Origin of the sequence: Oceanibaculum nanhaiense (assembly GCF_002148795.1) — a bacterium.
In the GTDB taxonomy this organism is placed as follows: domain Bacteria; phylum Pseudomonadota; class Alphaproteobacteria; order Oceanibaculales; family Oceanibaculaceae; genus Oceanibaculum; species Oceanibaculum nanhaiense.
Window position 1 is genome coordinate 133,788 of record NZ_MPOB01000006.1, and the last position, 19,708, is coordinate 153,495.

14 protein-coding genes and 1 tRNA gene are annotated in these 19,708 nt (G+C 65.0%); 7 read left to right on the plus strand and 8 right to left on the minus strand.

Annotated elements, in window-relative coordinates; translation table 11 throughout:
* The first annotated feature begins 131 nt into the window (after positions 1-131).
* From dprA to rnr, 3 genes are all read left to right on the plus strand, one after another.
* On the plus strand, positions 132-1,271 hold the full coding sequence (gene dprA / locus BKM74_RS12105; RefSeq protein WP_086465980.1) for a DNA-processing protein DprA: 1,140 nt from the start codon (positions 132-134) through the stop codon (positions 1,269-1,271).
* A gap of 61 nt (positions 1,272-1,332) precedes the next feature.
* Positions 1,333-4,041 (plus strand): type I DNA topoisomerase, encoded by a 2,709-nt coding sequence (topA, locus tag BKM74_RS12110; RefSeq protein ID WP_086465981.1) that lies wholly within the window; start codon positions 1,333-1,335, stop codon positions 4,039-4,041.
* Entirely contained in the window at positions 4,042-6,324 is a 2,283-nt protein-coding gene (rnr, locus tag BKM74_RS12115) for a ribonuclease R (protein WP_086465982.1), read from the plus strand. It abuts the gene before it with no gap.
* A 15-nt stretch (positions 6,325-6,339) separates the two neighbouring features.
* Here rnr and BKM74_RS12120 read toward each other — a convergent pair whose 3' ends face one another.
* Entirely contained in the window at positions 6,340-7,203 is an 864-nt protein-coding gene (locus BKM74_RS12120) for a universal stress protein (RefSeq protein WP_086465983.1), read from the minus strand.
* 234 nt (positions 7,204-7,437) lie between these two features.
* Here BKM74_RS12120 and BKM74_RS12125 point away from each other — a divergent pair, with 234 nt between their 5' ends.
* Positions 7,438-7,788, plus strand: a complete 351-nt coding sequence (locus tag BKM74_RS12125) for a RidA family protein (protein WP_086465984.1) — start codon at positions 7,438-7,440, stop codon at positions 7,786-7,788.
* 100 nt (positions 7,789-7,888) lie between these two features.
* Positions 7,889-7,964: transfer RNA gene (locus BKM74_RS12130), tRNA-Ala, on the plus strand.
* A gap of 18 nt (positions 7,965-7,982) precedes the next feature.
* On the opposite strand, the gene BKM74_RS12135 is transcribed toward BKM74_RS12130, so the two are convergent.
* The gene (locus BKM74_RS12135) at positions 7,983-8,561 is read right to left on the minus strand and encodes a bactofilin family protein (protein WP_086465985.1); all 579 of its coding nucleotides are present in this window, start codon (positions 8,559-8,561) and stop codon (positions 7,983-7,985) included.
* Between the two features lie 439 nt (positions 8,562-9,000).
* Between BKM74_RS12135 and BKM74_RS12140 the strand changes: the two genes are divergently transcribed.
* A complete protein-coding gene (locus BKM74_RS12140; RefSeq protein ID WP_176342512.1) occupies positions 9,001-11,766 on the plus strand; it encodes a PAS domain S-box protein in 2,766 nt (921 codons plus the stop codon).
* A 2-nt stretch (positions 11,767-11,768) separates the two neighbouring features.
* Here BKM74_RS12140 and BKM74_RS12145 read toward each other — a convergent pair whose 3' ends face one another.
* The 3 genes from BKM74_RS12145 to BKM74_RS12155 form a co-directional block, all read right to left on the minus strand.
* Positions 11,769-12,695, minus strand: a complete 927-nt coding sequence (locus tag BKM74_RS12145; RefSeq protein ID WP_086465987.1) for a transglutaminase family protein — start codon at positions 12,693-12,695, stop codon at positions 11,769-11,771.
* 255 nt (positions 12,696-12,950) lie between these two features.
* The gene (acnA, locus tag BKM74_RS12150; RefSeq protein WP_086465988.1) at positions 12,951-15,638 is read right to left on the minus strand and encodes an aconitate hydratase AcnA; all 2,688 of its coding nucleotides are present in this window, start codon (positions 15,636-15,638) and stop codon (positions 12,951-12,953) included.
* A gap of 260 nt (positions 15,639-15,898) precedes the next feature.
* Entirely contained in the window at positions 15,899-16,069 is a 171-nt protein-coding gene (locus BKM74_RS12155) for a YdcH family protein (RefSeq protein WP_086465989.1), read from the minus strand.
* Positions 16,070-16,217: 148 nt separating this feature from the next.
* Between BKM74_RS12155 and BKM74_RS12160 the strand changes: the two genes are divergently transcribed.
* Positions 16,218-16,823, plus strand: coding sequence for a UbiX family flavin prenyltransferase (locus tag BKM74_RS12160; RefSeq protein WP_086465990.1), 606 nt, complete (start codon positions 16,218-16,220; stop codon positions 16,821-16,823).
* Positions 16,824-16,914: 91 nt separating this feature from the next.
* Here the strand turns inward: BKM74_RS12160 and rpmG are convergent, their stop codons facing one another.
* The 3 genes from rpmG to BKM74_RS12175 form a co-directional block, all read right to left on the minus strand.
* A complete protein-coding gene (gene rpmG, locus BKM74_RS12165; RefSeq protein ID WP_008945703.1) occupies positions 16,915-17,082 on the minus strand; it encodes a 50S ribosomal protein L33 in 168 nt (55 codons plus the stop codon).
* A 93-nt stretch (positions 17,083-17,175) separates the two neighbouring features.
* A complete protein-coding gene (locus BKM74_RS12170) occupies positions 17,176-18,681 on the minus strand; it encodes a S41 family peptidase (RefSeq protein ID WP_176342513.1) in 1,506 nt (501 codons plus the stop codon).
* Positions 18,682-19,024: 343 nt separating this feature from the next.
* Positions 19,025-19,639, minus strand: coding sequence for a regulatory protein RecX (locus tag BKM74_RS12175; protein ID WP_322096663.1), 615 nt, complete (start codon positions 19,637-19,639; stop codon positions 19,025-19,027).
* Positions 19,640-19,708: the final 69 nt, after the last annotated feature.

The following is a 19,708-nucleotide window of genomic DNA, read 5'->3' on the forward strand; positions in this document are numbered from 1 at the left end:
ATACCACAACAGCAATGATAAATTGAAGAAGATATGCCATACACCCTCAATGCGCGTATTTATTGGATGTGCAAAACAAACCAACACAACCTTTGCTTGACGCCGCGACGAAGCACCGCTCATGCTGGCGTATGACCCGCAGCGCCCTGCCTCAGCCACCCACCGCCGAGCAAAGGCTGGACTGGCTGCGCCTGATCCGCACCGAGAATGTCGGCCCGGTCACCTTCCGTCAGCTCATCGGCCGGTTCGGCGATCCGACGGCGGCGCTGGCGGCCCTGCCGGAGCTGGCGCGGCAAGGCGGGCGAACCAAGCCGCTGGCCGTCGGCAGCCGGGCGGCGGCGGAGCGCGAGATGGCGGCGCTGCAAAAGCTGGGCGCGCGCCTGCTGACCCTGGCCGACCCGGACTATCCGCAGACGCTGGCGGCGACACCGGACGCCCCGCCGGTGCTGTCCGTACGCGGCCATGTGCATCTGCTGGAACGCCCCGGCATCGCTATCGTCGGGGCACGCAACGCCTCGGCCAATGGCCGCACGCTGGCCGAACGGCTGGCGCGCGATCTGGGCGAGGCCGGTTATCTCGTCGTCTCGGGGCTGGCGCGCGGCATCGACGCGGCGGCGCATCGCGGCGCCCTGCCCCAGGCCACGGCGGCGGTCGTGGCCGGCGGCATCGACGTGATCTACCCGGAGGAGAATGCCGGCCTTTACGAGGAAATCTGGCAACAGGGGCTGCTGGTCGCCGAATCCCCGCCCGGCACGCAGCCGACGGCGCGGCACTTCCCGCGCCGCAACCGCATCATCTCTGGCCTGTCCTATGGTATCGTCGTGGTCGAGGCGGCGGAAAAGTCCGGCTCCCTCATCACCGCGCGCTTCGCCGGCGAACAGGGGCGCGAGGTGATGGCCGTGCCCGGCTCGCCGCTCGACCCGCGCTGCCGGGGGGCGAACCGGCTGATCCGCCAGGGGGCCACGCTGGTGGAGGGCGCCGCCGACGTGATCGAGGCGCTGGCCCCGATGCTGCGCCAGCCGCTGGGCGAACGCGAGCCCGATCTGTTCGACCGGTCGCCAAACGCCAGCACAGGCGATGAGAACCTCACCGACGCCCGCAAACAAGTCCTTGAACTATTAGGGCCTTCCGCCGTCGCTGTTGACGAACTGATCCGCCAGTGCCAATTGTCAGCATCGATCGTCCTGACGATCCTGCTGGAACTTGACCTCGCGGGACGGTTGGAACGCCACCCGGGCAATCAGGTCTCGTTGCGGTTCACGACCGACTGAAAACGGGATTTGAGCCAATGCCGGCCTGACCCGCAAACCAAAGAGGCTACGCGGCCCTGTCATGAATCTTGTCATTGTCGAATCCCCCGCGAAAGCCAAGACGATCAACAAGTATCTCGGCAGCGACTACAAGGTCGTGGCCAGCTTCGGCCATATCCGCGACCTGCCGCCGAAGGATGGGTCGGTCGATCCCGACCAGGATTTCCTGATGATCTGGGAGGTGGATGGGCGCTCCGAGAAGCATGTGAAGGAAATCATGAAGGAGGTGAAGGGCGCCGAGCGCGTGTTCCTCGCCACCGACCCGGATCGCGAAGGCGAGGCGATTTCCTGGCATGTGCGCGAGGTGCTGGAGCAGCGCAAGGCGCTTAAAGGCGTCGAGGTAAAGCGCGTCACCTTCAACGAGATCACCAAGAATGCCGTGCTGGAGGCGATGGCCAACCCGCGCGAACTGAACCGCGAGATGGTGGATGCCTATCTGGCGCGCCGGGCGCTGGATTATCTGGTGGGCTTCACCCTGTCGCCGGTGCTGTGGCGCAAGCTGCCGGGCAGCCGCTCGGCAGGACGCGTGCAGTCGGTGGCGTTGCGGCTGGTCTGCGAGCGCGAAGCCGAGATCGAAGTCTTCCGGGCGCAGGAATACTGGTCGGTGGTCGCCGAGATGACGACGAAGGCCGGCGACAAGTTCAATGCCAGCCTGACCCAGCTGGACGGCAAGAAGCTCGGCAAGATGGATTTGAAGGACCAGGCCGCCGCCGCGCGCGCCGTGGCCGCCATCGAAGCCGGGCAAGGCCGCTATGCCGTCGCCGAGCTGGAGAAGAAGACGGTCAAGCGGCACCCGCAGCCGCCCTTCACCACCTCTACCCTGCAGCAGGAAGCCTCGCGCAAGCTGGGCTTCTCCGCCAGCCGTACCATGCAGGTCGCCCAGCGGCTGTATGAAGGCGTGGATATCGGCGGCGAGACGCAGGGCCTGATTACCTATATGCGGACCGACGGCGTGCAGATCAGCCGCGAGGCGGTGGGCGCCGCGCGCGGGCTGATTGGCCGCGATTATGGCGACAAATACGTCCCCGAGGTGCCGCGCGCCTATTCGACCAAGGCGAAGAACGCCCAGGAAGCGCATGAGGCCGTGCGCCCGACCGATCTGTTCCGCAGGCCTAAGGATGTCGCCCGGACGCTCGAACCCGACCAGCTGAAACTATACGAGCTGATCTGGAAGCGCACCGTCGCCAGCCAGATGGAAAGCGCCCTGCTGGACCAGACGGCAGCCGACATCACGACGCCCGACCGCACGGTCACGCTGCGCGCCACCGGCTCCATCGTCGCCTTCGATGGCTTCCTGACGCTGTACCAGGAAAGCCGTGACGAACCGGCCGAGGATGATGAAAGCCGCCTGCTGCCGCCGATGGCCAAGGGCGACGCGATGGGTCTCGGCACGGTCACGCCGAACCAGCATTTCACCCAGCCGCCGCCGCGCTATTCCGAGGCCAGCCTGGTGAAGAAGCTGGAGGAGCTGGGCATCGGCCGGCCCTCGACCTATGCCAGCATCCTGCAGGTGCTGCAGGACCGGGACTATGTCCGCCTCGACAAGCGGCGTTTCGTGCCGGAGGATCGCGGCCGGATGGTCACCGCCTTCCTGTCGAACTTCTTCGAGCGCTACGTCCAGTACAATTTCACCGCCGAGCTGGAAAACCAGCTCGACGATATCTCCGGCGGGCGGATCGACTACAAGCAGGTGCTGCGCGATTTCTGGAACCATTTCCACAGCGCCATCGATGGCACCAAGGATCTGACCATCACCCAGGTGCTGGATGCGCTGGACGCCGATCTGGGGCCGCATTTCTTCCCCGAGACGGAAGACGGCCGCAACCCGCGCGCCTGCCCGACCTGCGGCACCGGCCGGCTGGGGCTGAAGCTGGGCCGCAATGGCGGCTTCATCGGCTGCTCGAACTATCCCGAATGCCGCTATACGCGACCGCTGGCAGTCCCGACCGATGGCGACGGCGCCGAGGGCGGCCTGCCCGATGGCGGCACGCGGGAACTGGGGCGCGATCCCGGCACCGGCCTGCCGGTCACCGTGCGCAAGGGCCCCTACGGCTATTATATCCAGCTTGGCGAGGCGGTGAGCAAGGAAGAGAAGCCCAAGCGCGTCTCCCTGCCCAAGGGCGTCTCGCCCGGCGATATCGAGCTGGAGCGCGCGCTGGCGCTGCTGTCGCTGCCGCGCGAGATCGGCAGCGATCCGGAATCGGGCGAGCCGGTCACCGCCGGGATTGGCCGTTTCGGTCCTTATGTGAAGCGCGGCGCGACCTATGTGAACATCCCGAAGGATGAGGATGTGCTGAGCATCGGCATGAACCGGGCGATGGATCTGCTGGCCACCAAGAAGGGCAGCGCCGCCAAGGCGGTCGGGGCGCATCCGAAATCCGGCAAGCCGATCACCCTGCACAAGGGCCGCTTCGGCCCCTATGTGCAGCATGACGGCGTCCGCGCCAACCTGAAGAAGGACATGGATGCCGACTCGGTCAGCATCGAGCAGGCAGTCGAATTGTTGGATGCCAAAGGGCCAGCCAAGGGCAAGAAGACGGCTGCCAAAAAGGCACCGGCGAAGAAAGCCGCCGCCAATGGTGAGAAAAAGACGGCTGTAGCCAAGAAACCCGCCGCTAAGAAAGCGGCGGCGAAAAAGGCCCCGGCCAAAAAGCCGGCGGCCAAGAAGGCCGCCCCGAAAAAGACAGCAGCAGCCGACGACGGACAGTCCCCGCCCTGGAAGGCCGACTAGGTGGCGAAGAAACCGCAAGCGCCCTTCCCGACGCGCGAGCAGATCGCCACCTTCATCCGCGAGAGCCCGGTGCCGGTCGGCAAGCGCGAGGTGGCGCGCGCCTTCAACATCACCGGTAATGACCGGATGCAGCTGAAAAAGGTCCTGCGCGAGCTGGAATCGGACGGCACCGTCGATCGCGGCCGCAAGCGCAAGGTGGCGAAGCCGGGCAGCCTGCCGGAAATCGCCGTGGTCGAGGTGACGGAAATTGATTCCGATGGCGAGCCGGTCGGTGTCCCGGCCGTCTGGAAAGAGCCCGGCAAGCCGCCGCGCATCCTGCTGGCGCCGGACCGGCCGGGCAGCCCGTCCGTCACGACCGGGGAACGGGTGCTGGCAAAGCTGCGCCGTGTCGGCCCGAACCTTTACGAAGGCCGTGTCATCCGCAAGCTGGGCGGGCCGGCCAACCGGGTGCTGGGCGTCTATGATCTTTCCGGCGATGGTGGCGTGCTGCGCCCGACCGATCGCAAGCACCGCCAGGAATACCGCATCGAAAAGCACGATGCCGGCGGGGCGAAACCCGGCGATCTGGTGCTGGCGGAAATCCTCCGCGCGCCGCGCCTGGGGCTGCATAGCGCCCGGGTGATCGAGTTGCTGGGCTCGACCGGCAATCCGCGCTCGATCAGCCTGATCGCGATCTACACCAACGACATTCCGACAGAATTCCCGGCCGCCGCGCTGGAACAGGCAGAAAAAGCGAAGCCGGTGGCGCTGGGCAAGCGCAAGGATCTGCGCGGGATTCCCCTGGTCACCATTGACGGGGCCGACGCCCGCGATTTCGACGATGCGGTGTTCGCCGAGCCCGACCCCGACCCGAACAATCCCGGCGGCTGGCACCTGATGGTCGCCATCGCCGACGTGGCGCATTACGTCCGCCCGGGCGACGCGCTGGACAAGAGCGCCCATGAGCGCGGCAATTCGGTCTATTTCCCCGACCGCGTGGTGCCGATGCTGCCGGAGGCGCTGTCGAACGATCTGTGCTCGCTGCGCCCGCATGAGGACCGCGCCTGCATGGCGGTCCATATGTGGGTCGATGCCAAGGGCCGGAAGCTGAAGCATAATTTCGTGCGCGGGCTGATGCGCTCGGCCGCGCGGCTGACCTATGAGCAGGCCCAGGCCGCCATCGATGGCCGGCCGGACGATACCAGCGGGCCACTGGTGGAAACCGTGCTGAAGCCGCTGTTCAGCGCCTACAAGGCACTGGACGAATCACGGCGCGCACGCGGCACGCTGGAGCTGGACCTCGCCGAACGGCAGGTGGTGCTGGGCGAGGATGGCAGGGTGGCGGCGATCCGCCTGCGCGACCGCTTCGACAGCCACAAGCTGATCGAGGAGTTCATGATCCTCGCCAATGTCTGCGCGGCGGAGACCATCGAGAGCCTGCGCCTGCCCTGCATGTACCGCGTGCATGACGAGCCGGACCCGGAGAAGTTGGAGGGGCTGCGCGAGGTGCTGCACGGCATCGAGCTGAACATGGCCAAGGGCCAGAAGATGACGCCGAAGCAGTTCAACGGCATCCTGCGGCAGGTGCGGGGCGGCCCGAACGAGCAGATGGTGAACCAGCTGGTGCTGCGCTCCCAGGCCCAGGCGGTCTATAGCCCGGACAATCTGGGGCATTTCGGCCTCGCCTTGCAGCGCTATGCGCATTTCACCTCGCCGATCCGGCGCTATTCCGACCTGCTGGTGCACCGCGCGCTGATCCGCGGGCTGAAGCTGGGGCTGGGTGCGCTGAGCGACGAGGAAATGCTGCGCTTCAACGAGATCGGCGAGCATATCTCGGTCACCGAGCGCCGCGCCGCCCATGCCGAGCGCGACGCCATCGACCGGTTCGTCACCGCCTTCATGGCCGACCGTGTGGGCGCCAGCTTCGAGGGCCGCATCAATGGCGTCACCCGCTTCGGCCTGTTCGTCACGCTGGACGAGACCGGGGCCGACGGCCTGATTCCGATCCGGACATTGCCGGCGGATTATTACGATCATGACGAGGCGCATCACCGGCTGGTCGGCCGCGCCCGCGGACTGACGCTGACCATGGGCGACCGGGTCGAGATACGGCTGGCGGAGGCCGATCAGGTGACCGGCGGCCTGCTGTTCGAGCTGCTGAGCGGCGGCACCCAGGGTGCGCCCGGCGGGCCGCTGACCGGCAAGAAATCCTTCCGCAAGATGCAGCGCAGCGGCAAACCGCCCGCCGCCCGCGGCAAGGGCGGCCGGCAGGGCGGCAAAAAGGCACCGAAGCGCGGACGGTAGGGAAAACGCCTGCCCTCAATGGGCCATGAAGACCGGCATCTCGGCGTTCGCCAGAATGTGGCTGGTGGCGCCGCCAAAGATCATCTGGCGCACCCGGCTCTGCGTATAGCCGCCCTTCACCAGCAGGTCGGCGTCCAGCGCCATCGCCTCGCGCAGCATCACCTCGCCGGCCGGCTTGTCGGGGTTCAGGATATCCTTGGGTTCGGCGGCAATGCCCTTGCGCGTGAGGTACTGCGCCAGTTCCGCCCCGGTCGGGCCGGGCACCATGGCGCCCTCGACCGACAACACGACGACCTTCTTCGCGGCCCGCAGGAACGCATCGGCGAAGGCGATGGTGCGCGCCGTCTCGGTGCTGCCGTTCCAGGCGATGACGACGGTCTCGCCCAGCGCCTGCGGCGTCTCCGGCGGGGCAATGAGCAGCGGCCGTCCGCTGTCGAACAGGCCGGCCTCCAGCGTGCTCATGCGCGGCGTGCTGGTGTCGCGCGCCGGTCGTCCGACGACGATCAGGTCGAACAGCCGGCCGCGATTGCCTACCACGGCATCGCCGGGTGCCCCCTGCTCGTTCCAGCTCGCGACGACGCTGTCCATCGCGGTCAGCGGCTCCACCAGCGTGACGCCATGATCGCCCATGAAGCTGACGAACTTGTCCTTGCAGCGCTGCGCGCGGGTCGCCTCGTCACGCTCGAAATCCTCGACCAGATGGGCGGTAGCACCGACGAAACCATCCGGCCCCACGGCCACCACCTCCAGCAGGGCGCGGCGCACCGGCATGCCTTCGATGCTGCCGGAAAACCGCTTCGCCGTCAGGAAGGCGCACTGCAGCATGGAGGGGAGCAGCGCGCTGTCCTCGATCGGTACCAGAATATTGCGGAAGGTCATTTTGCCGCTCCTTTTTCGTTTCGGTCCGTTTTCCGCCCGCTCGCCACATGGGTCACGCGAAGCATATCGCCATTCGCCCGTGGCTTCACCGCAGAATTCACCTGACGCATGCTTCTATACTCCCAACGACGGTTGCATGGCGCGCCCGCCTGACGCACCATGCGGCCCCACATCCTATGGCCTGGTGCCTCCGGCGCCGGCCGTCTTTCCATCAGCAAGCAAGGAATACAGGAAATGAGCATCAAGCGTCTCCAGGGCGGCCCGCGGATGAGCCAGGCCGTGATCCACGGCAACACCGTCTATCTCGCCGGCCAGGTCGCCATCGACGCGCCGGGCAAGTCGGTCACCGAGCAGACCAAGAACATTCTGGACCGCATCGACGCGCTGCTGGCCGAAGCCGGCAGCGACAAGACGAAGGTGCTGTCCGCCACCATCTGGCTGACCGACATGCGCTTCTTCAGTGAGATGAACGCGGTTTGGGATGCCTGGGTTGCACAGGGCAACACCCCGGCGCGCGCTTGCGTCGAATCCAACCTCGCCACCCCGGATTTCTGGGTCGAGATCGGTATCGTCGCCGCCGTCTGACGGCAGTGAAGACGGCGGTGCGGCAGTTCTTTGGAATCTGCCGCACCGCCGCGCTTGACAGGGGCGGACGATCTCTCTTATATCGCCGCTTCCAACCGGCGGGGCCGTAGCTCAGTTGGGAGAGCGCTAGAATCGCACTCTAGAGGTCAGGGGTTCGATTCCCCTCGGCTCCACCATTCCTCCCGCCATCGAACTCAGCCGACACCCGCCCTGGCAGCAGGCTGGGAAGATTCTGCTGCCGACTCCGATGGCTTGGACGGTCCGGCTCCCGGATCGGCTGGCTTTGCCGGCCCGGCACCTGGCTTGTTGGTACTGGGCTTGTCGGCGCTGGATTTTTCCTTGTTGTCGAGCGACAGCACGCCGATCTCGCCGGCGATTTCCCCGCCATCCTCGATCTCCACGCGCCCATACCGGACCTTGCCGGTGATTTTTCCCGTGGAGCGCACCAGCAATCTTCCGCGCGCCGTCAGGGTACCCTCGAAACGGCCGGCAATCTCCGCCGTCTCCACCGTCGCCTCGCCGTCGAACAGGCCCGCTTCGGAAACCTGGATCATCCGGCTGTTCATCGAGGCCTCGACCCGGCCCTCGACGACCAGCGTATCGCAGGCCGTGATCTCCCCCTTCAGCTGGATGTTGCGGCCGACGATCAGCCGGCTGCCTTCCTCCTCGCTCTCCGCAGACGTCCCCCCGAACGGCATCGGAATGGCCGGCGGACGGCGGTCCGGAACCGGCATATAGCCGCCTGTCGGGCTGCTGGGCTTTCTGTTTTCCATGGTCGATGCCTTCTGTTGCAGGGAGGATGGGCCTGTAGGGCTCTGGGGCGGGCTGCCAGGCCGGCCCTCTGGCCTTCCATCGGAATCGTTCTTTTCTTCCGTCTTGCGACGGCGTAGCGCATCCAGCATGTCACTTCCCTCTCTCGCATGATGACGTCATGCCCCCGCCCCGGCCGGAAATCCGGAACAATACCGGCCCATATAACGGCACGAGCGGCGCATGACCTGTCCGGGATAGGCCGCTGGCATGGCAGGGATGTGGGGGTGGCACGGCAAGTTTGTGGCCGGCTGCCGCACGGGCGACACAATGCGCGGTACCCCGATCTTATTGGCTAAGTCTTTGTTAAGAAATCTCCTCTATTCTCTCTTTCATGTATGATTCCGGGCAGAGCCTCGGCTCTACTGGCATGTGCCAAAGATTTGGCGAAAGGGTCGTTGTGTGACGGAGTCGGTGTCGATATACCCGCTGACACATCTGGATGAGTTGGCGAGCCAGAACGCACTGCTGCGCAACCAGTTGCAGGCGGTGGAAAACCGGCTGCGCGACTTCCTGGATATCGCCGCGGACTGGATCTACGAGACCGACGCGGCGCATCGCTTCACGATGATCTCCAGCCGCGGGCTGGAGTTGCTGGGCCTGCCGCCGGAGCAGGTCTATGGCCGTTCCGTCTTCGAGGTGCTGAACGCCGCCTTCGACCTGCCGCTCTGGCAGCGCCAGCTGGCAACAGCCAATGCGCACAAGCCGTTCCGGGATTTCAATTTCCTGTATGTCGATCCGCAGGGCGAACGGCATTTCATCCGGGCCAGCGGCAATCCGCGCTTCGACGCCCAGGGCCGGTTCACCGGCTATCGCGGCGTCTGTACCGACGTAACCGACAGCGCACGCTCGCAGGCCGTGTCGGACCGCAATGCCGCGATGCTGCGCGCGACCTTCGACCATATGGCCGAAGGCATCGCCATCGTCGATGGCGACATGCGCGTCACCAGCTTCAACAGGCGGTTCCTGGAACTGCTGGACCTGTCGCCGGACCGATTCGCCATCGGCGACCCGTTCGAGAAGCTTGTTCGCCTGAATGCCGAGCGCGGCGAGCATGGACCCGGCGACATCGAGAAGATCGTGGCCTCACGCGTGGCCAGCGCCATGCAAGTGAAAGCGCGTACCTTCGCCCGACGGCGGCCGAATGGCACGGTTCTGGAAATCAAGGACACGCCCCTGCCCGGCGGCGGCTTCGTGACCATCTACACCGACATCACGGAGCGCTACCGGATTCAGCAGGAGCTGAAGACAAGCGAGGAACGCTTCCAGGATTTCGCCCAGTGCAGCGCCGACTGGTTCTGGGAAACCGACATGACCCAGACCTATACCTATCTGGAATTCCGCCGGCTGACCGGCCCGTTCGTCGAGCGCGACTGGTCCAAGGAAACGCTGCTGGGCCGCAATCGCCACGATCTGCTGGCCTCAATCGATGCCGACCCCGACTTCACCAGGAAGTTGCAGGCCCATATGGACCGCGGGGAGCCGTTCCAGGATCTCGAATATTCCTTCCTGGGGTCGGACGGGGAGCGCTATTGGGTCCAGGCCTCGGGCGTGCCGATCCGTGATGAGTCCGGCACCATCACCGGCTATCGCGGGGTTGGCCGCGACATTACCGGGCGCAAGCGCGACGAGGCCTTGCGCGACGCGAGCGAACACCGCTACCGGGTGATCTCGGAACTCACCTCCGATATGGTCTATTCCTACCGCATCGACCCGGATGGCACCGCCAATCTGGAATGGAACGCGGGATCGCTGGGCGGCGAGACCTTCATCCCGCTGGCCAACAAGGTGCCTGACGTCTGGTGGGGCCATCATGCCCATCCGGAGGATATCGGCATGCTACGCCAGCGCCGGCAGCGCATCATGGAAGGCCATCCGGCCACCGACGAGTTCCGCATCATTGACCCCATGGGGACGGTGCGCTGGCTGCGCGTCTATGCGCGGCCCGATATCGATCCCGACAGCGGCCGCGTGATCCGGCTGATCGGCGGCGCCACCGACATCACCGAGCGCAAGCTGGCCGAACAGGCCCTGCGGCGCAGCGAGGAACGGCACGCGCTGCTGCTCGCCGGCGCGAATGAAGGTGTCTATGAATGGGTTCAGAGCCAGGGCGACGTGCTGTTCGTCTCCTCGCGCTTCCGGGAGGTGGCGGGCATCCTCGGCGACGAGGCCGTGGTGCCCAGGGCGCACTGGCTGGAACGCGTCCATGAGGAAGATCTGCCGCGCTACCGGCATGCCTGGGAGGCACATCTGGCCGGCGTCAATCAGCGCTTTGCCTGCGAATACCGGATTCATGGCGATGATGGCGTCATCCGCTGGGTCTATGACCGCGGCGCCGGGCTGCGCGGCCCGGAGGGGATATACCGGACCGTCGGCGCCCTGACCAACGTCACCGCGCGCAAGATGACCGAGATCCAGCTCTACGAGGCCAAGGACCGCGCCGAGACCGCCAGCCGCGCCAAGTCCGACTTCCTGGCCAATATGAGCCACGAACTGCGCACCCCGCTGAACGCGGTGATCGGTTTCTCGGAAATCCTGCGCGACGAGCTGTTCGGCCCGCTGGGCGATTCTCGCTACCGCGAATACGCGACCGACATCAATGACAGCGGCAACCATCTGCTGCGCATCATCAACGACATCCTCGACCTCTCCAAGGCCGAGGCCGGCAAGATCGACATGATCGACGAGGTGATCGCCTTGTCGGAGCTGTTCGACTCCAGCACGCGCCTGCTGCAGCCGCGGCTGCAAAGCGCCGAGCTGACGCTGGTGCAGTCCCTGCCCGATACCATCCCCGGCCTGCGCGGCGACCGCCAGCGGCTGCGGCAGATATTGCTGAACCTGCTGTCCAATGCGGTCAAATTCACCGGGCCGGGCGGCACGGTCACGCTGTCCGCTGAATTGGAGGCGGGCGGTATTGCCATCAAGGTCGCCGACACCGGCGTTGGCATGAGCCAGAGCGACCTGCAGAAGGCGATGCTGCCCTTCACCCAGATCGACAGCGGCCTGCACCGCAAATATGCCGGCACCGGGCTGGGCCTGCCGCTGACCAAATCGATGGTCGAACTGCATGGCGGCAGCATGGTTCTGGACAGCACGCCCGGAGTGGGCACCATTGTCACCGTCCGGTTCCCGGCGGAACGGACCTTCGCCGCAACCGCCCAGAGCTGATTTTAGAGCATGGCCACCAGCGGCCGCGATGGCTGGCCGCTGCCCTGGCCGGTTTTGCGGGCGGTGACCTTGACCTTCACATCCATTTCGAGGAAGTCGCTGGCGGCGCCGAAAAACGCCCCCTGCAGCGGTACCGCCTGGGACGGATCGCGGGCCACCGCGACACGGATCAGATTGGCGCCGCCGATCAGCCCGTTGGTCGGGTCGAATTCCACCCAGCCGGCGCCAGGCAGATAGACCTGAACCCAGGCATGGGTATCGCCCGCGCCGACCATGGATTCGGAACCGCCATCCATGACCGGGTCGTAGAGGTAGCCGGAGACGAAACGGGCGGCCAGCCCCAGGCTGCGCACGCCTTCCATCATCAGCAGCGCGAAGTCGCGGCAGCTGCCGCTGCCCTTGCGCAGCGTTTCCAGCGGCGGCTGGGTGCCGAGATCGTAGCGCCTTGCGTAGGAGAAGCGCGCATTGATCGCCGAATTCATCGCGATCAGCATGTCGTAGGTATGGGTCTCGCCCTCGCGGTTGAGGAACTGGCGCGCCCATTCCAGAACTTCATGTTCCGGATCCTCGTAATGCCGTTCCAGCGTGCGGCCCAGATCCGCCATCTCTTCCCCGGAATAGGTGAAGGGGAAAATCCGGGCATAGGGCGCCAGCGTCAGGTCGGGATAATCGCCGCCATAATGTTCCAGCGTGATGGTGCTCACAAACTCCAGCCGGTCCGACATCTCCGAGAAGGAGGCGATCGCGATGGAATTGTTGAAAACATCGTGCAGCCAGCGGATTTCGGCCGGTGGCGTGATCTTGATGCCGGTCGAGATCAGCCGGATATCATGGCTGTCGCGCGGGCGGAACATCAGGCGATGCTCGCCGAACCGCACAGGGCGGGCGTAGCGATAAACGGTACTGTGTTCAACAGTCAGGTGTTGCATGCGGGCGTCGCCGATAAAACAGAGGTAAATGCGTCAGCCGCTATTAATTGTAGGGTTAGCCTATTCGGCCTACTACATAAAGGAAAAACGAAGCCTGACGCTTCCAGCACGGCTCTTCCGCGCGGAACAGGGGGATACTAACCCTCTTCACTTTAAAGAAGTGTAAATCCGGCGGCGCCACTACAAGCTAAAAATAAAAACAAAGGGCGCCAGCATGCTGGCGCCCTTCACCCTGTAATGATGCGAGAACGGCGTTCAGGCCGCCTTCACCATGTTGCGCAGCACATAGTGCAGGATGCCGCCATTGCGGAAATACTCGACCTCGTCCGCAGTATCGATGCGGCACAGCGCGGTGATCTGCTTCGTGCGCCCATCGGCATAGCGGATCGTCACCGGCACATCCATGCGCGGGCTGATGCCCGTGCCGATGCCGGAAATGTCGATCACCTCGTCGCCGGTCAGTTCCAGCGTCTTGCGGGTATCGCCATCCTTGAACTGCAGCGGCAGCACGCCCATGCCGACCAGGTTGGAGCGGTGGATACGCTCGAAGCTTTCCGCCAGCACGGCCTTGATGCCGAGCAGGTTGGTGCCCTTCGCCGCCCAGTCGCGCGAGGAACCGGTGCCGTATTCCTTGCCGGCCACGATGACCAGCGGCGTGCCCTCGGCCTGGTACTTCATCGAGGCGTCGTAGATCGACATGATCTCGCCCGACGGCACATATTTGGCGAAGCCGCCCTGGGTGTTGCCGGCCGCCTCGTTCTTCAGGCGGATGTTGGCGAAGGTGCCGCGCATCATCACCTCATGATTGCCGCGCCGTGCGCCGTAGGAGTTGAACTCCGCCGGCGGTACGCCATGCTCCATGAGGTAGCTGCCGCCCGTGCTGTCCTTCTTGATCGACCCCGCCGGCGAGATGTGGTCGGTGGTGATCGAATCGCCCAGCAGCGCCAGCACGCGGGCGCCGGAGACGTTCGAGAAACCGCCTTCGACAGTCTTCGACATGCCCTGGAAATAGGGCGGGTTCTTCACATAGGTGGAACGGTCGTCCCAGCTGTAGGTCAGGCTTTCCGGCGTGTCGATGGCCTGCCACTGCTCCGGCCCCTCGAAGACGTTGGCGTAGCGGCGCTTGAACATCTCGGCGGTCAGCGACTTCTCCATCGCTTCGCGGATTTCCTGGTTCGACGGCCAGATATCCTTCAGATAGACCGGCTTGCCGTCCGAACCAGTGCCCAGCGGCTCGGTCGTCAGGTCCAGCTTCATCGTGCCGGCCAGCGCGTAAGCGACGACCAGCGGCGGCGAGGCCAGGTAGTTCGCCTTCACCTGCGGATGCACGCGGCCTTCGAAATTGCGGTTGCCCGACAGCACGGAGCAGACCAGCAGGTCGCCCTCATCCACCGCATTGGCAATCGGCTCGGGCAACGGACCGGAATTGCCGATACAGGTTGTGCAGCCATAGCCGACAAGGTTGAAGCCGATTTCGTTCAGGGATTTCTGCAGGCCGGCGGCCTCCAGATAATCGGTCACCACCTGGGAACCCGGCGCCAGCGAGGTCTTCACCCACGGCTTCGAGGTCAGGCCCTTCGCGAGTGCCTTCTGCGCGACCAGACCGGCCGCGATCAGCACGGAGGGGTTGGAGGTGTTGGTGCAGCTGGTGATCGCCGCGATCACCACCTTGCCGTCTTCCAGCTTGTAATCGGCGCCCTTGACCGGCACCTGCTTGCCGCTGGCGCCGATCTCGGCCATCGCCTTGGTGAAGGACGCCGCCGCGTCGGACAGCAGCACACGGTCCTGCGGGCGCTTCGGGCCGGCCAGCGAGGGCTGCACCGTATCGAGGTCAAGCTCCATCGCGTCGGTGAAGACCGGATCGGGCGAGGTCTCGTCGTGCCACATGCCCTGGGCCTTGGCATAGGCCTCGACCAGCTTCACGCGCTTGTCGTCACGGCCGGTGAAGGCGAGATAGCGCAGCGTCTCCTTGTCGATCGGGAAGAACCCGCAGGTCGCGCCATATTCCGGCGCCATGTTGGCGATGGTCGCGCGGTCCGCCAGCGACAGATTGCCGAGGCCGGGACCGAAGAATTCCACGAACTTGCCGACCACGCCCTTGGCGCGCAGCATCTGGGTGATGGTGAGCACCAGATCGGTCGCGGTCATGCCCTCGCGCAGCTTGCCGGTCAGCTTGAAGCCGACAACCTCGGGGATCAGCATGGAAACCGGCTGGCCCAGCATCGCTGCCTCGGCCTCGATGCCGCCCACGCCCCAGCCCAGCACGGCCAGGCCGTTCACCATGGTGGTGTGGCTGTCGGTGCCGACCAGCGTGTCCGGATAGGCCACGGTGCGGTTGCCGTCCTTGCCGGTCCACACGACCTGCGCCAGATATTCCAGGTTCACCTGGTGGCAGATTCCGGTGCCCGGCGGCACCACGCGGAAATTGTCGAACGCCTTCTGGCCCCAGCGCAGGAAGGCATAACGCTCGCCATTGCGCTTGAACTCGTGATCGACGTTCTCCTCGAAGGAGGTCATGGTGCCGAAATTATCCACCATCACCGAATGGTCGATGACAAGATCAACCGGCGAGAGCGGGTTGATGGTGCGCGGGTCACCACCCATCGCGGCCACGGCATCGCGCATCGCGGCCAGATCGACCACGGCCGGCACGCCGGTGAAGTCCTGCATCAGCACGCGGGCCGGGCGGTAGGCGATCTCGCGCTTGGACTGCTTGTCCTTCAGCCACTGGCCCATGGCCATCACATCATCGACCGTCACGGTGCGCCCGTCTTCGTAGCGCAGCAGGTTCTCCAGCAGAACCTTCAGCGACATCGGCAAGCGGGAAACGTCGCCAAGCCCGGCCTTCTGGGCCGCTTCGATGCTGTAATATTCGTACTCGTCGCCATCGACCACCAGGGTACGGCGGGTTTTCAGCGTGTCGGTGCCTGTCACGGTCGCGATTCTCCATGGCTGCGGATCGGGGCGGATAGCGGCATAGAATACCGCTTCCGCGATCCTTTGCGTAGCGTCGGGCGAGACATAAACGGACTGTCCGGCAGTGTCCAGCCGAGCGCGATGGGATTACGCGCTACCGGTACTGTTTCTGCGGCTTTCCCGCAAGTCCGTTATGCGGAAAACGCAGATTCATGCATCACATGGCCTTCCCCGAAAGGACTTATCGCCCTTTCGGGAGCAAGGCCAGGCGGCTTGGAGCCAGATACCTAATGATGTGCCAAACGGTTGATTTCGTCCTTGAGCCTCAGCTTTTCCTTTTTCAGCGAGGCGATGGCGCTGTCGTCCGGGAGGGGGCGGCTGGTTTCGGACTGGAGGGTATTGTCGATCTGCTGGTGCTTGACCTTCAGGGCGTCGATCCGGCTATTGGCTGTTGCCATATCCAACCTCCTTGGTTCAGAAGAACTCTACCAATTCGACGTGGGTATGTTACGCCTCTGTTGCAAGCCTCACAATCGTCCCGCCTTCCGCTGTTTCGGGCAGTTTGCCGCACTGGACCGGAAGGATGAAGCGCGCTAGGTCATAGGCATGGAAAAGCAACGCCTTATCGTCGGCCTGTCAGGCGCGTCCGGTGCGCTCTACGGCATCCGGCTGCTGCAGCTGCTGCGTGACCAGCCGGTCGAGACGCATCTGGTGATTTCCAGATCGGCCGAGATCACGCTGGCGCACGAAACCGACTGGAAGCTGCGCGATGTCCAGGCGCTGGCCGATTACTGGCATCCGCAGGCCGATATCGGGGCGGCGATCTCCAGCGGCTCGTTCCGCACGCTGGGCATGGTGGTGGCCCCCTGCTCCGTGAAGACGCTGGCGGAAATCGCCAGTGGCGTCACCTCCGGCCTGCTGACCCGTGCCGCCGATGTGGTGCTGAAGGAACGCCGCCGGCTGGTGCTGATGGTGCGCGAGACACCGCTGACCGCCGTACATCTGCGCAACATGATGACCGTGACCGAGATGGGCGGCATCGTGGCGCCGCCGGTCCCGGCCTTCTACGCAAAGCCGGACAGCATCGGGGCGATGGTCGATCACAGTGTCGGCCGCGTGCTCGACCTGTTCGGGCTGGAAGTCGGCGCGGTCCGCCGCTGGGGCGAGGCACCGCCGGCAGATCAGCCAAGGCGCCACCGCAAGGGCGTGTAGCGCCCCCCAAAAACGACGCCTAAACGAGACCCCCAAACGACAAAGGCCGCCCGAAAGGCGGCCTTTTACCGAAAGCGCGGATGAAACGCGCTTACTTGATCTTCGATTCGCGGAACACGACGTGCTTGCGCACCTTCGGATCGTATTTCTTCAGTTCCAGCTTGCCCGTCATGGTGCGCGGATTCTTCTTAGCAACGTAGAAGAAGCCCGTGTCGGCGCTGCTGACGAGCTTGATGAGCAGAGTGTTCGACTTCGCCATGACGGCAGATCCCATTTCGCTTGGGTTGCGTGAGAGGCCGAGAACATACAGGCCGGAAACTTCCTGTCAAGCCATAAGCGCCGCTGAAGAGCCTCAATCCGTCTTCAGCGCCACCGCCATGACCGACATGTCCCGCATGCGGCCCAGAAGCTCGCCGTCGCGCAGCAGCAGACGGGCGACATCCATGTCGATCATCTCGTTGTGCGCCGGCTTCGACGGGCAGGCCTCACGCAATTCCTGCTGGCGCTTCGAATCCAGCTCCGAGACCACCCGGCGCGCGACCAGCAGATTGGCGGGCCGTACCGCGCCGCGCCGCAAATCGCTGATCACCTGTGCCGGATCGTCGGTGTAGTTCGCCGTGCAGACCGACGGCAGCACGCCATAACCTGACAAGGCATAGCCGGACGGCGCGAACAGCCTGGCCCAGGTCAGCATCATCTCGCCATCATTGGGCAGGCGGACCACGGTCTGCACCGATCCCTTGCCGAAGGAGCGCGACCCCACCAGCACCGCCCGGCCGCTATCCTGCAAGGCGGCGGCCACCACTTCCGAGGCGGAGGCCGAGGCTCCGTTGATCAGCACCACCAGCGGCAGCCCCTGGGCGATATCGTCGCTGCGCGCGTCATAGCGCTGCAGGCTGTGCGGGTGACGGCCCCGCGTCGAGACGATCTGACCGCTGGCGATGAACAGGTCAGCGACCGACACCGCCTGATCCAGCAACCCGCCCGGATTACCGCGCAGATCGAGAATCACGCCGGACAGGCGCGGCCCGATGCTGCGCCAGGCCTCGGTCATCTCCCGGCTCAGGCTCGACGCGGTATCCTGATTGAAACCGTGCAGCTTGATGATGGCGATGTCATCGACCCGTTCCAGGCTGACGGTTGTCGGCACGATGCGCGCACGGCGCAGCGTGACATGCAGCGTGTCGGTACCCGATTCGGTGCCATGTCCGCGCGACCGCGCCAGCCCAAGATCGACCGGGCTGTGGATGCCGCCGCGCAGGTGCCTGACCACATCATGCACATTCATGCCTTCGGTCAGCACACCGTCGATCCTGGTGATGCGGTCTCCCGCACGCAGCCCGGCCCGCTCGGCCGGGGTATCCTTCATCACATTGGCGATGATGATCTGGCTGTCGTCCGGCAGCAGCGAGATGCCGATCCCGCCGAAACCCTCGCGCTGAGCGCGGTTGTCGAGCGCGGTCGAATAGTCGGCATAGCGCGAGAACCGGTCGAGATCCTTCAGGCTGGCCTCGAACACAGTGCGGTAAAGCCGCTCCGGCTCGGCCGTCGCCAGTATGGGAGAGGACGACCGGCCGGCCAGGATGACGGCGGCGGTCAGCATGCCCCAATGCACCGAATCATTCTGCGGCGGCACCGGAAACTCGCCGATCACCGCACGGCCGACGGTGAGTTGCAGCCGATCCGGCAAGGCCGTCACGGCAAAATTCGGATCAAGCTGGCTCAGCCCCTGCATGCCATGCAGGGCCAGGCTGGGAAGATCGACCGGGTCCAGATAATATTCGCTGATATTGTCATAGCCGGCGGTGAAGATTCGCGCGGCATCGCGGGCCAGGAAATCGCGAGGCGGTTCTGCCATATGCGCCGGTCCGGCGCAGGAATTGGTCAGCATAAGCACGGCCGAAATGACCGCCAGCATCTTCGCACGCTTAAAATATCCGACCATCAAACACAGCCTCGTGGGCATTTAACGATCACCGGCAACCATCCCCGATCACAATCTCCGGCCGGCTGCCCCCCGGATCGGGCCGGCCCGGCCACGCCGTTCACCAAGCAAGAAGCAAGCCAGTTCTGGCGGCAAGACACCGACGAAAAGCACCTTCATGCTGCCTTCTAATATTGTTTGCGCAAACCAGTCCGGAAGGCCAGAGGATTCCAGCATTTCCTGAAGAAAACCATTGGCCCGCACAATTGGACAGCGCCTATTCCGCATCGACGAGGGCGATCAGGGCCGCCTCATCCTCCGCCTCTATGACCCGGCGGGCGATGTCGTAGGAAAATCCTGCCCGGGCCAATGCCGCCAGATCGCGGTCGCGATAGTCGGCGCGCGCCGCGGCCAGACGATAGACCCCCAGCCGCCGCCGCCGGGCGAGCGCAATGGCGGCCTGCAGCTCCACATCACCCTCCACGCGCTCCCCGAGATCCTCCAGCGCCGCCTCGACGGTCGTCGCCGCCACCCCCTTCTGCGCCAGGCTCAGCCTGATCTTGCGCACTGACGCGCCACGCCGGTGCAGGCTGGTCGTGCGCGCCTCGGCATAGACCTTGTCGTCCAGCAGCCCGGTCCGCCGGTAGCGGGCGATCAGATCGTCGATCCACCCCGCCGCCGCCTCGCGGTCGATATCCTCATGATGCCGGGCCGCGCGCTCCACCTTGCGCAGCAGCACGCGGCGCAGATTCTCCGCCGAGCTGGCGAAACGCTCCAGATAATGCAGGGCCGCCCGCTCCAGTGATGCCGGATTGGGCTTGCGGGGGATTTTCCGGGGTGGTCTCGTCGGCTGCTTGTTCGGCTTTGGGGCGCTATTATCCATGCTGGCCATGCTGCCATCTTCCGGCTGCCCCGGCCAGAAGGTGATGGCATGGCGGGTTGTCCCGTGCGGCCGAAGGGA

Coding starts and splice junctions, on each gene's coding strand:
- dprA (WP_086465980.1), top strand. CDS start 132: ATGACCCGCAGCGCCCTGCCTCAGCCACCCACCGCCGAGCAAAGGCTG.
- topA (WP_086465981.1), top strand. CDS start 1,333: ATGAATCTTGTCATTGTCGAATCCCCCGCGAAAGCCAAGACGATCAAC.
- BKM74_RS12120 (WP_086465983.1), bottom strand. CDS start 7,203: ATGACCTTCCGCAATATTCTGGTACCGATCGAGGACAGCGCGCTGCTC.
- BKM74_RS12125 (WP_086465984.1), top strand. CDS start 7,438: ATGAGCATCAAGCGTCTCCAGGGCGGCCCGCGGATGAGCCAGGCCGTG.
- BKM74_RS12135 (WP_086465985.1), bottom strand. CDS start 8,561: ATGGAAAACAGAAAGCCCAGCAGCCCGACAGGCGGCTATATGCCGGTT.
- BKM74_RS12145 (WP_086465987.1), bottom strand. CDS start 12,695: ATGCAACACCTGACTGTTGAACACAGTACCGTTTATCGCTACGCCCGC.
- BKM74_RS12155 (WP_086465989.1), bottom strand. CDS start 16,069: ATGGCAACAGCCAATAGCCGGATCGACGCCCTGAAGGTCAAGCACCAG.
- BKM74_RS12160 (WP_086465990.1), top strand. CDS start 16,218: ATGGAAAAGCAACGCCTTATCGTCGGCCTGTCAGGCGCGTCCGGTGCG.
- rpmG (WP_008945703.1), bottom strand. CDS start 17,082: ATGGCGAAGTCGAACACTCTGCTCATCAAGCTCGTCAGCAGCGCCGAC.
- BKM74_RS12170 (WP_176342513.1), bottom strand. CDS start 18,681: ATGGCAGAACCGCCTCGCGATTTCCTGGCCCGCGATGCCGCGCGAATC.
- BKM74_RS12175 (WP_322096663.1), bottom strand. CDS start 19,639: ATGGCCAGCATGGATAATAGCGCCCCAAAGCCGAACAAGCAGCCGACG.